11 protein-coding genes are annotated in these 11,867 nt (G+C 38.1%); all 11 read left to right on the top strand.

Annotated features, from left to right (window positions below; translation table 11 throughout):
- Nucleotides 1-86: 86 nt before the first annotated feature.
- The 11 genes from ACFFHF_RS05100 to ACFFHF_RS05050 all read left to right on the top strand — a co-directional run bounded on the left by ACFFHF_RS05100 (nucleotide 87) and on the right by ACFFHF_RS05050 (nucleotide 11,857).
- The gene (locus tag ACFFHF_RS05100) at nucleotides 87-812 is read left to right on the top strand and encodes a GntR family transcriptional regulator (protein WP_160545547.1); all 726 of its coding nucleotides are present in this window, start codon (nucleotides 87-89) and stop codon (nucleotides 810-812) included.
- 89 nt (nucleotides 813-901) lie between these two features.
- Entirely contained in the window at nucleotides 902-2,014 is a 1,113-nt protein-coding gene (locus tag ACFFHF_RS05095; RefSeq protein ID WP_160545546.1) for a BMP family lipoprotein, read from the top strand.
- 250 nt (nucleotides 2,015-2,264) lie between these two features.
- Complete coding sequence (locus ACFFHF_RS05090; protein ID WP_160545545.1) at nucleotides 2,265-3,800, top strand: guanosine ABC transporter ATP-binding protein NupO; 1,536 nt, start codon at nucleotides 2,265-2,267, stop codon at nucleotides 3,798-3,800.
- On the top strand, nucleotides 3,793-4,839 hold the full coding sequence (locus ACFFHF_RS05085; RefSeq protein ID WP_160545718.1) for an ABC transporter permease: 1,047 nt from the start codon (nucleotides 3,793-3,795) through the stop codon (nucleotides 4,837-4,839). Before ACFFHF_RS05090 ends, ACFFHF_RS05085 begins: the two co-directional genes overlap by 8 nt.
- On the top strand, nucleotides 4,840-5,799 hold the full coding sequence (locus ACFFHF_RS05080) for an ABC transporter permease (RefSeq protein ID WP_340903245.1): 960 nt from the start codon (nucleotides 4,840-4,842) through the stop codon (nucleotides 5,797-5,799).
- Nucleotides 5,800-5,942: 143 nt separating this feature from the next.
- Complete coding sequence (locus tag ACFFHF_RS05075) at nucleotides 5,943-7,028, top strand: GGDEF domain-containing protein (protein WP_377057677.1); 1,086 nt, start codon at nucleotides 5,943-5,945, stop codon at nucleotides 7,026-7,028.
- Between the two features lie 154 nt (nucleotides 7,029-7,182).
- Entirely contained in the window at nucleotides 7,183-8,460 is a 1,278-nt protein-coding gene (yfmF, locus tag ACFFHF_RS05070; RefSeq protein WP_160545543.1) for an EF-P 5-aminopentanol modification-associated protein YfmF, read from the top strand.
- On the top strand, nucleotides 8,460-9,749 hold the full coding sequence (yfmH, locus tag ACFFHF_RS05065) for an EF-P 5-aminopentanol modification-associated protein YfmH (protein WP_377057676.1): 1,290 nt from the start codon (nucleotides 8,460-8,462) through the stop codon (nucleotides 9,747-9,749). The genes yfmF and yfmH overlap by 1 nt, the downstream gene beginning before the upstream one ends.
- A gap of 53 nt (nucleotides 9,750-9,802) precedes the next feature.
- Nucleotides 9,803-10,525: an elongation factor P 5-aminopentanone reductase gene (ymfI, locus tag ACFFHF_RS05060; protein WP_340903248.1), complete on the top strand. Its 723-nt coding sequence runs from the start codon at nucleotides 9,803-9,805 to the stop codon at nucleotides 10,523-10,525.
- A gap of 87 nt (nucleotides 10,526-10,612) precedes the next feature.
- A complete protein-coding gene (locus ACFFHF_RS05055; protein WP_160545541.1) occupies nucleotides 10,613-10,858 on the top strand; it encodes a DUF3243 domain-containing protein in 246 nt (81 codons plus the stop codon).
- A 210-nt stretch (nucleotides 10,859-11,068) separates the two neighbouring features.
- Nucleotides 11,069-11,857, top strand: a complete 789-nt coding sequence (locus tag ACFFHF_RS05050; protein WP_119710531.1) for a DUF3388 domain-containing protein — start codon at nucleotides 11,069-11,071, stop codon at nucleotides 11,855-11,857.
- Nucleotides 11,858-11,867: the final 10 nt, after the last annotated feature.

The raw sequence follows: 11,867 nt of genomic DNA, 5'->3' as shown, positions 1-11,867 counted from the left end.
AAAAAAGTGTTATAGTATTTTCGATTAGTAGGAATGATTGAACATCAGAGGTCTGATGTCTTTAGAAATGGTTGGAGGATGCTTGCATGTCTATTAAGTCAGATAACCGACATTTGTATTTACAGGTCATCGATCGGCTAAAAAAGGATATTGAGTCGGGGATATACAAAGAGAAAGAAAAACTCCCGTCTGAATTTGACCTTGCTAAGCAGCTCGGTGTGAGCAGGGCGACGCTTCGAGAAGCACTGCGAATTCTTGAAGAGGAAAACGTCATCATTCGTCGTCATGGGGTAGGGACGTTTGTCCATGCTAAGCCGCTATTTACGTCGGGAATTGAACAACTAAATAGTGTAACGAACATGATTGTTCAAGCAGGTATGAAACCAGGTACCATTTTCTTGAGCTCATCAACTCAAGGAGCTACCGAAGAGGACATCCGTCGTTTCTCATGTTCTGCAGATGATGAAATTGTGGTAATGGAGAGAGTTCGAACAGCCAATGGAGAACCAGTTGTATATTGTATCGACAAAGTTCCCAACAAAATTTTGCCTGAGACCTTTTCACATGGAGAGGAATCAATCTTCAACATACTAGAAGAGGAAGCAAATCGAAATATTACATATGCTGTGGCTCAAATCGAACCAATCGGTTATCATGAAAAAGTTTCTCCCATCTTAGAATGTGACCCTGAAACTGCTTTGCTTGTTTTAAAGCAAATGCATTTTGACGAAATGGATGAACCAATCCTTTTTTCGGTAAACTACTTTAGAGCCGATAAATTTAGTTTTCATGTACTTCGAAAAAGAATATAATGTTCTTAAAAGAGAATGAAGCTAATGTTTCATCGGATTGCTAAGCATTCTTGCTAAATCCAACAAAAATTCATAGGGGGTTTAAAACCATGAAAAAGCGTAAATTCGGTTTAGCTCTATCATTGGTTCTTGCTGCTGGAACTATTTTAGGCGCATGTGGAAAAGCAGAAGAAGAAAACAATGCAGCTGAAGGTGGCAACACAGAAACAACAGAAGACGCATTTACTGTAGCAATGGTTACTGACGTAGGTGGAGTGGATGACAAGTCATTCAACCAATCTGCATGGGAAGGTCTTCAAGCATATGGTGAAGAAGTGGGCCTTGAAAAAGGTAAAGATGGTTTTGACTACCTACAATCACAATCAGATGCTGATTATTCTACAAACTTAAACACTCTTGCTCGTCAAGATTTTGATCTAATATTCGGTATTGGTTTCCTTATGGAAGGTGCAATTAAAGAAATCGCTGCACAACAAAAAGAAAGCAACTTCGGAATCGTTGATGCTCTTGTTGAAGAGCCAAATGTTGTAAGCATTATGTTTAAAGAACAAGAAGCAGCTTTCTTAGCTGGTGTAGCTGCGGCAAAAGCTACTACTTCTAATAAAATCGGTTTCCTTGGCGGAATGGAAATTCCTGTTATCGAGCGTTTTGAAACTGGATTTAAAGCTGGCGTTGCTGCTGTAAACCCTGATATTACGGTTGACGTACAATATGCTGGTGCTTTCGACAAAGCGGAAGTTGGTCAAACAATTGCTTCTAGCATGTATTCTAAAGGTATTGACGTAATTTTCCATGCAGCTGGTGGAACTGGTAACGGTTTATTCAAAGAAGCTCGTGACCTTAAGAAGAAAGAGCCTGAAAGACAAGTTTGGGCAATCGGTGTTGACTCTGACCAAACAGCTGAGGGTGTAGTAGAAATCGATGGCAAAGAGCATAACGTAATCATTACTTCAGCACTTAAGCGTGTTGACAACGCTGTTAAAGACCTTTCTTTAAAAGCTAAAGATGGAGACTTCCCTGGTGGAGAAACAATTACTTACGGTCTGTCTGAAGATGGTGTTGGTCTAGCTCCAATTAACGAAGAAGTTGCAGCTAAAGCTGACATTGAAACAGCAGTTGCAGATTTCTCTGAAAAAATTAAGAACGGCGATCTAGTGATCCCTTCTACTTTAGAAGAGTTAAAATCTTTCTCTGTACAATAATGTTTGGACAAAGGAATAAGAGGATCTTTCCTACCTCTTATTCCTTTTTTAAGGAATAAGTAGAAATGGAACTGAAGGGTAGAAATGATTCTACGTTTCATTTGCATTTTTATTAAAAGGGAATATACCCCAAAAATAATAGGTCATTCTACACGCTTGGGATACCAAGTTTTTTAAAAATTGCTAAAGGTCTGACCTCTTACTTTTACGAATAATTTGCTTAAACTTTGAGCAAGGAGTGAGAAAAGAAATGGAATATGTTATTGAGATGCTAGGTATTCGTAAAGAATTCCCAGGAATCGTCGCAAACGATAATATTACTTTGCAACTAAAGCAAGGGGAAATTCATGCATTGCTTGGTGAAAACGGGGCAGGAAAATCAACATTAATGAATGTGCTGTTTGGTTTATATCAGCCGGAACAAGGGGAAATTCGTGTTCGAGGCAAAGCGGTGAAAATCACTAACCCAAATATTGCTAATGATTTAGGAATTGGAATGGTTCATCAGCATTTTATGCTAGTAGACAAGTTTACGGTAACAGAAAATATTATTCTTGGTAAGGAAACCAAATCAGGGTTGAAAATCGATTTAAAAAAGGCTGAGCAAGAAGTAAGAGAAATTTCCGAGCGCTATGGGCTAGCGGTTGATCCACAAGCAAAAATCGCTGATATTTCTGTTGGAATGCAACAAAGAGTAGAAATATTGAAAACGCTCTATAGAGGAGCCGAGATCTTGATTTTTGATGAGCCAACAGCTGTATTGACTCCACAGGAAATCAAAGAGCTTATACAAATTATGAAAACGCTTATTAAAGAGGGTAAGTCAATCATTCTAATTACTCATAAGCTTAAGGAAATTATGGAAGTATGTGACCGTTGTACTGTTATCCGTAAGGGTGTTGGGATTGGTACAGTAAATGTAAGTGAAACGAATCCAAATGAACTGGCAAGCTTGATGGTTGGTCGAGAAGTTACGTTTAAAACAGAAAAGGCAGATGCAAAGCCTGCTCAAAGTGTTCTAGAGATAAATGGTTTGATAGTGAAAGACTCTAGGGGATTAACAGCAGTAAATAGCCTGAATCTTGATGTGAAGGCAGGAGAAATCCTGGGTATTGCAGGTGTTGATGGGAATGGGCAAACAGAGTTAATTGAAGCGATTTCTGGATTGCGTAAATCAGAAAGTGGTTCAATCCAGCTGAATGGGAAAGAGATTCGAAATCTTCCTCCTCGTAAAATTACCGAGGCTGGTACAGGGCATATTCCACAGGACCGTCATAAGCACGGACTGGTTTTAGATTTTCCTATTGGGGAAAACATGGTGCTGCAAACATACTATAAAACACCATTTTCAAAAACTGGTGTTTTAAACTTCAAACAAATCTATCAAAAAGCAAAATCACTTATTCAAGAGTTTGATGTTCGTACACCAAGTGAATTTACTCTTGCAAGAGCTTTATCTGGGGGGAACCAACAAAAGGCGATCATCGGTCGTGAAGTAGATCGAAATCCGGATTTGCTCATCGCAGCTCAGCCAACACGTGGACTTGATGTTGGGGCCATTGAGTTTATTCATAAAAGACTAATTGAACAGCGAGACAATGGAAAAGCCGTATTATTGCTTTCCTTTGAACTTGATGAAATTCTTAATGTGAGTGACCGAATTGCGGTTATCTACGAAGGGGAAATCGTTGCTATTGTCAATCCAAAGGAAACAACGGAACAGGAACTTGGATTATTAATGGCTGGTTCCAAACAGAAGGAAGTAGGTGAACAAACAAATGTCTAATCGTGTGAAAAATATTATTGTTCCTATCATGGCTGTAATATTAGGGATGCTAGTAGGAACTATTATTATGATTGTGACAGGCTACGATGCATTAGCTGCCTTTACCGCACTTTGGAACGGTGCATTTGGAGAGATTTATTACACTGGGGAAGTTATCCGACAGGTAACTCCGTTAATATTAGCCGGGTTATCCGTCGCATTTGCCTTCCGTACAGGTCTTTTCAATATTGGAGTTGAAGGACAGTTAATCGTAGGTTGGTTGGCAGCTGTTTGGGTAGGGGTTGCGTTTGAACTTCCAGCTGTTATACATACGCTCGTTGCAGTTATTGCATCGGGGGTTGCGGGTGCTCTTTGGGCATTTATTCCTGGTCTTTTAAAAGCAAAATTCCGTGTACATGAAGTTATCGTAACCATCATGTTAAATTATACGGCACTTCATGTGACAAACTATATTATCCGTTCAGTTCTATCTGAAAAAAGCGATCGTACGGAAATGATTAAAGAAACTGCAACATTACGTTCATCATTTTTAGAAGGATTAACCGACTATTCACGTTTGCATTGGGGAATTGTAATTGCATTAATTGCTGTATTTATTATGTGGTTCCTACTTGAAAAGACAACTCGTGGATACGAATTACGTTCAGTTGGATTCAACCAGCATGCTTCTCACTACGCTGGTATGAATGTGGATAAAAATATTATTCTTTCTATGGTCATCTCAGGTGCTTTTGCTGGTCTAGCTGGTGCAATGGAGGGACTAGGGACATTTGGTTATGCATCCATTAAAGGTGGTTTCACTGGAGTTGGTTTTGATGGAATTGCCGTTGCACTTCTCGGTGGAAACGGACCTATTGGTGTTATTCTAGCAGCGTTACTTTTCGGAGCATTAAAGGTTGGAGCTTTAAATATGCCTCTTGAGGCGGGAGTTCCTAATGAGCTTGTTGATATAATTATCGCTTTAATCGTGTTCTTTGTAGCAGCAAGTTATATGATTCGTCTGTTCATTGATCGTATTAGTAAAAAGGGGGTGAAGTAAGTGGGATTCATGGATATTTTATATATCGTAATACCTTCTACTTTACTTTGGGCAGCGCCACTTATTTTCACTGCGTTAGGCGGTAACTTTTCAGAGCGTTCAGGTATCGTTAACATTGGACTAGAGGGTTTAATGGTAATCGGTGCATTTTCAGCAATCGTGTTTAATCTTGCTTTTGACCAGACACTCGGTAACTTGACTCCTTGGGTTTCATTATTAGTAGCTATGGTTGTAGGTGCGCTATTATCCGTTTTACATGCCGTTGCATCGATCACATTCCGAGCTGACCAGACCGTTTCTGGGGTGGCAATCAATCTTTTAGCAGTTGGTGCAGCACTTTTCCTTGTTAAGCTTTTTTACGGAAAAGGTCAAACAGACATTATTCAAAAAGGCTTTAGTAAAATAGATATCCCTGTTTTAAGTGATATCCCTGTTCTAGGAAAGCTATTCTTTTCCAATACGTACTACACTTCATATGTGGCAATTATCGTTGCATTTATCGCATGGTTTGTTATGTTTAAAACACCGTTCGGCCTTCGACTTCGCGCTGTAGGTGAGCATCCAATGGCTGCGGATACCATGGGGATTAACGTGACAAAAATGAGATATATTGGAGTGATCATCTCAGGTGCATTAGGAGGTATTGGTGGGGGAATTTATGCTCAGTCCATTTCTTCTGACTTCAGTCACGCGACGATTTCGGGACAAGGTTTCATGGCGCTTGCGGCATTAATCTTTGGTAAATGGCATCCGCTTGGAGCAATGGGCGCAGCGTTATTCTTTGGATTCGCACAAAGCTTAAGTATCATTGGTTCTAGCTTACCATTATTAGAAAATATCCCGAATGTCTACTTGTTGATCGCACCATATATCTTAACAATCCTAGCATTAACTGGATTCATTGGAAGAGCAGAAGGACCAAAGGCACTTGGAACACCATATATTAAAGGAAATAGATAAATCTCCGTTTTTACGGGGATTTTTTTTATTTTCTCTAATCTACTAACTTTTGTTAAATTTTCGAACATTTGTATAATTTTAATGTTCTGTCTACAAGAATATGGTAAAATAGGGGTAATCCATTCGATAGAAGAGGTTTGAATATGAGGTTGTCATTATACTTAGACGATTATGAGACGGAAAAGGTTTTTTCTTACTTACGTTGGATTTTTTTAGTTGTAGCTGTAATCTTATTTTATTCACCATTTTTTTCAGAGTTACTAGAGCTCGAACATCGCACATTCCCTATCCTACTGGTAGTGGGAATTACCTATATGATTTGTACTCAAATAGCATTTTTGAAACTTAAACCTCAGAATCCTTATTTTCGTTTATTAACAAAAGCGGGTATTATCTTTGACTACATAGCTGTGATTTGGCTTCTAGTCTTGTCTGGTGGTGTAACAAGTCCCTTATTTCCTATATTTTATTTGATTATCATGCACGCGACCATCTATTGGTACACAAAAGGAGCATTTATTTCATCAGCTAGTTCTACTATAGGGTATACGATTATTTTGTTAACGGAACAAAACATCACCCCACTTATTCTGACCGTTTTTGCTCTTAATGTCGCATTTATTTGGATTGTTGGTTTATTTGGTTCCATGCTAGTTTTACGTGAAAGAAAACACTTGAAGCAAAAAGAAATTTATTATGAGCTTATGATCACCGATTACTTAACGGGTTTATATAATCATCGTAGTTTTCAGGAAGAAATGAAAAACCAGAAAAAAGAGAAGGAACCGTTTATATTAGTTATGTCAGATATTGATCATTTTAAAAGAATCAATGACCGCTATGGCCATATTGCTGGAGACGAAGTTCTAGCGGAAATTGGAAAGCTTTTTAAAGAGTGTTCGAATCAAGCTTGCGGAGAGGCTTTCCGATATGGTGGCGAGGAATTCGCTATTATTCTACCAAACCTTGATGAACATGAAATGAATGTATTTTTTACAGATTTATATGCAAAGATGAATGCATTAACGTTTAATACCTGTATGAGCAATGTAACCATGAGCTTTGGTGTGGCTTATTCCGAGCACCATCGAGAGGATGAAGATTTACTAGCCATTGCAGATTGCCTCTTGTATGAAGCGAAGAAAAAAGGAAAGAACCAAGCGATATTTGATACGGGAGTTGTTTACCGAAACTCCTATCCTCCTCGCCAAATTTCTTCACTTATTTAAACCTCCAAGTATGGAGGTTTTTTTTCATATGTTTTCCTTTAATACCAAAAGTTGATAACGGTTTGTCCAAAAGGGTATAGTATATCTAAATACATTCCGTATCACAAGATGGGAAAGCTATTTAAGAGCACATGATGTAAAGGAGGATGGAAATATGGCAGTGGTTTCCGAAACGATTAAAGAATTGAGCGGTTTCAAGCTACATATGGTGAAAACAGATAAATTCAAGACAAACACCATTATTTTTAAAATGAAGGCACCTTTACAAAAAGAGACTGTAACGAAACGAGCATTGCTACCAAATGTTCTTCAAAGTAATTCGAAAAAATTTCCTACTACTGGTAAGCTTCGAGGGTATTTGGATGAATTGTATGGGGCGACTTTTTATATTGATTTAGGAAAAAAAGGTGAGTATCATACAATAAGTTTTGCGATGGAAGTAGCCAATGAGCGATTCCTTTCTGATCCTACTCCACTATTAAAAACGGCTATTGATTTTCTGGTAGAGGTGTTAACCAATCCAAATGCCGATGGCGGTGAATTTCATAAAGAAACACTGGAGAAGGAAAAGCGTAGCTTAAAGCAAAGAATACAATCGATCTATGATGATAAAATGAAGTATTCAAACAATCGGTTAATTGAAGAAATGTGTAAGGAAGAGCCGTACTCCCTACACGTTCACGGAAAAGAATCAGAAGTGGATTCCATTAACGGTAAAGATCTTTATGATTATTATCAAAAAGCATTAGCTGAAGATGAACTCAGTTTATATATAATCGGTGATATAGAAGAACAAGAAGTAGAACAGATGGTGAATGAAAGATTTACCTTCTCATCTAGAACTCCTCATGCTTTGGAGAAAAAACAACCAGCGCAGGTTGAAGAAAACGTTATTAAGGAAGAACAAGATGTAAAGCAGGGAAAATTAAATATTGGGTACCGAACGAATGTTACGTATGGAGATCCTGATTATTTTGCTCTTCAAGTATTTAATGGAGTGTACGGTGGATTTTCACATTCCAAGTTATTTATTAATGTACGCGAGAAAGCAAGTCTAGCTTATTACGCTGCGAGTCGGGTGGAAAGCCATAAAGGGTTGCTGATGGTTATGTCCGGAATAGATAATAGTAATTTTGAAAAAGCAGTTTCAATTATTAAGGAACAAATGCAAGCTATGAAAAATGGAGACTTTTCAGATGAGGATTTGATTCAAACGAAGGCAGTGATAAAAAATCAACTGCTTGAAACGCTTGATACAGCACGTGGAATCGTTGAAATACTTTATCATAATGTAGTTGCAGGACAACAAATTCAGCTAGATGAATGGTTACAACGAATCGATGCTGTAACGAAGGAAGAGGTCGTACAGGTTGCTAATAAAATCCAACTCGATACGATTTATTTCTTAACGGGAACGGGGGCGACGAAGTAATGGAGAAGATCTCATTTGATCAGCTTCAAGAGGAACTGTACCACGAGAAGCTAGAAAATGGTTTAGAGGTATACATTCTTCCGAAAAAAGGGTTTAACAAAACCTATGCGACTTTTACAACCAAATATGGGTCCATAGATAACCATTTTGTACCTGCAGGGAAAAAAGAGCTTGTTAAGGTTCCGGATGGGATTGCTCACTTTTTAGAGCACAAGCTTTTTGAAAAAGAAGATGGTGATGTGTTCCAGCAATTTAGTCGCCAAGGAGCATCAGCGAATGCCTTTACATCTTTTACAAGAACCGCATATCTTTTTTCTAGTACATCAGACGTCGAGAAAAATTTAGAAACATTAATCGATTTTGTCCAGTATCCTTATTTTTCTGAAAAAACGGTTGAAAAAGAAAAAGGAATAATTGGCCAAGAAATTGATATGTATGATGATAATCCAGACTGGCGTTTATATTTTGGTGCGATTCAAAACCTATTTGAAAACCACCCAGTGAAAATTGATATCGCAGGGACAAAAGAATCGATAGCTGAAATCACAAAGGATATGTTGTATGAGTGCTATCATACCTTTTATCATCCAAGCAATATGCTCTTGTTTATCGTTGGCCCTGTTCAAGTAGAGGAAATTATGAAGCAGATTAAAGATAACCAGGCAAAGAAGTCGTTTCCTACACAAGTAGAAATTGAGCGTAAATTCGAAAGTGAAAAGGAAGATGTATCCGAAAAGAAATTAGTCCTGCCTATGAATGTGCATTCTTCTAAATGCTTGGTTAGTATAAAAGCTACTGACACGGAAAAACAAGGCGAGGAAATGCTTAAACAGGAACTAACAACCAATGTGTTGTTGGAAATATTGTTTGGAAGAAGTAGCGAAAATTATGATAAGCTGTACAGCAGTGGACTTATCGATGATACCTTCTCTTTTGATTATACGCAGGAGAAAGGGTTTGGTTTTGCGATGATTGGCGGAGATACCAATAGCCCAGATCAATTAGCGGATGAAATAAAAAGAATCCTAACGGAAGAAAAAAGCTCAAGTAACATAACGGTAGAGAGCTTAGAGCGTACAAAGAAGAAAAAAATTGGTGCGTTTCTACGTGCTGTTAATTCACCTGAGTACATTGCAAATCAATTTACACGATATGCATTTAACGACATGAATTTATTTGATGTGGTACCTGTATTAGAAGCAATTAAAATTGAGGATATTCAGGAAGTAGGTAAAAACTTAATTTCTGAAAATCGAATGGCCATTTGCCAAGTAGTGCCAAAAAGCTAATTAAAGTGAGGCGTCGTTTAACGGCGCCTTTTTGTTGAAGTGAGGAGAAGCTAGTGAAAAAATATGCGTTAATTACTGGAGCAAGCGGGGGGATCGGCTCATGCGTTGCGAAGAAGCTTGCAAAGGATGGGTTTTCTTTATACTTGCACTATCATAAGAATATAGAGGGAATGGAACGTTTGCTCCGTGAACTTTCAATTTTTGAAAATGAATACATTCCAATACAGGCGGATTTGACTGAGAAAAATGGGATTAAAAAGCTTTGCGAAAATATTTTTGCATTAAATGCAATCATACATAATTGTGGTCAGAGTCATTATGGGTTATTGGTTGACTTGAAGGAGGATGACCTTGAGGAAATCATGAAGCTCCAAGTTACGGCACCGATTTTAATAACGAAACGTTTGCTTCCGAAATTAATGGCTCAACACAATGGCCAAATTGTTGTTATTTCCTCTATCTGGGGACAGACGGGTGCTGCGTGTGAAGTCGCATATTCTGCTGCAAAGGGTGCTCAGATCGCGTTTGTTAAAGCGTTAAGTAAAGAAGTTGCATTAAGTGGAATTACCGTTAACGCGGTGGCGCCTGGTGCCATTCAAACGCCGATGTTAGAAAATTTCTCTGCTGACGAATTGCAGATGCTTAAGGATGAAATTCCTATTGGTAGACTAGGTTCAGGTGAGGATGTGGCTGATTCAGTTTCCTTTCTGCTCTCTTCTGGATCTAGGTATATTACAGGACAAACACTTGCGGTTAATGGTGGATGGTATACATAATTCACAAAACGTTCACGGTACCTAAATGAATAATTCCCTCCTTTTCAAAGCAAAATAAGGTCGTAGTAAAAAAAAGGAGGTTATACAATGTCTGTACTTGATAATTGGGAGCAGTGGAAAGACTTTTTAGGTGATCGCCTACAACATGCTCAGAATGAAGGTATGAACAAGCAAGTAGTTGGTGATCTTGCTTTCCAAATCGGAGACTATTTAGCGAAGCAAGTCGATCCGAAAAATGAACAAGAGCGCATTTTAGCTGACCTTTGGTCTGTTGCTACACCAGAAGAACAGCATGCTATTGCGAATATTATGGTTAAGCTTGTTCAAAAATAATGGATCCCATTAAGATTGATTAAATAGGTAATAAAAAAGAGAGGCAATCATCCTCTCTTTTTTTCATATCATACAAATAAATCTCCAAATTACGACTTGATCTTGTTTTTCCTTTCATCTTAATAGAAAATCATATATGATAGAAGATGATTAATTTGCACCAATACTGGTCAAATATGGCGCTTCCCTTGGAGGTATTCTATGGAAAAGATGAACAAAACAGAATGGTACTTGGAGTATGAAATTCAGAAAAATCGGCCAGGGTTGCTAGGGGATATTTCTTCTCTATTAGGAATGCTCTCCATTAATATTGTAACCATTAATGGGGTGGATGAAGGAAGACGAGGATTGCTCATTCTTGCACAGGACTATGAACAAATCGAGCGACTCGAATCTATTTTAAAGACAATGGATACGATTAAGATAATCAAGCTTAGAGAACCTAAGTTAAGAGACCGATTAGCTGTGAGGCATGGTAGATACATACAAAGAGATGCTGATGACAAAAAGACCTTTCGATTTGTACGCGATGAACTAGGGCTTTTAGTAGATTTTATGGCAGAATTATTTAAGCAGGAAGGTCATAAGCTCATCGGTATCCGTGGAATGCCGCGTGTAGGAAAGACTGAGTCTATTGTTGCTTCAAGCGTCTGTGCGAACAAAAGATGGCTGTTTGTTTCCTCTACACTCTTAAAGCAAACCATTCGTAATCAACTCATTGAGGACGAATATAACGAGAATAATCTCTTTATTATTGACGGCATCGTTTCAACAAGAAGAGCAAACGAGCGACATTGGCAATTAGTTCGAGAAATTATGCGACTTCCGGCTGTGAAGGTTGTTGAGCATCCGGACGTATTTGTCCAGAATACAGAGTACACACTCGATGATTTTGATTATATTATTGAGCTTAGAAACGATCCAGAAGAGGAAATCAAGTATGATATTGTAAGAAATACGATGTTTTCAGATTCTGATTTTGGGGGATTTGATTTTTAAAAAAGTCGTT

Source organism: Robertmurraya beringensis, from assembly GCF_042433785.1.
Lineage (GTDB): Bacteria > Bacillota > Bacilli > Bacillales > Cytobacillaceae > Robertmurraya_A > Robertmurraya_A beringensis.
The sequence above is the reverse complement of the archived record's forward strand: the minus strand, read 5'-3'. Positions and strand labels throughout refer to the sequence as shown.

Coding starts and splice junctions, on each gene's coding strand:
- yfmH (WP_377057676.1), top strand. CDS start 8,460: ATGGAGAAGATCTCATTTGATCAGCTTCAAGAGGAACTGTACCACGAG.
- ACFFHF_RS05095 (WP_160545546.1), top strand. CDS start 902: ATGAAAAAGCGTAAATTCGGTTTAGCTCTATCATTGGTTCTTGCTGCT.
- ACFFHF_RS05075 (WP_377057677.1), top strand. CDS start 5,943: ATGAGGTTGTCATTATACTTAGACGATTATGAGACGGAAAAGGTTTTT.
- ACFFHF_RS05050 (WP_119710531.1), top strand. CDS start 11,069: ATGAACAAAACAGAATGGTACTTGGAGTATGAAATTCAGAAAAATCGG.
- ACFFHF_RS05100 (WP_160545547.1), top strand. CDS start 87: ATGTCTATTAAGTCAGATAACCGACATTTGTATTTACAGGTCATCGAT.
- ACFFHF_RS05085 (WP_160545718.1), top strand. CDS start 3,793: ATGTCTAATCGTGTGAAAAATATTATTGTTCCTATCATGGCTGTAATA.
- ACFFHF_RS05090 (WP_160545545.1), top strand. CDS start 2,265: ATGGAATATGTTATTGAGATGCTAGGTATTCGTAAAGAATTCCCAGGA.
- ACFFHF_RS05055 (WP_160545541.1), top strand. CDS start 10,613: ATGTCTGTACTTGATAATTGGGAGCAGTGGAAAGACTTTTTAGGTGAT.
- yfmF (WP_160545543.1), top strand. CDS start 7,183: ATGGCAGTGGTTTCCGAAACGATTAAAGAATTGAGCGGTTTCAAGCTA.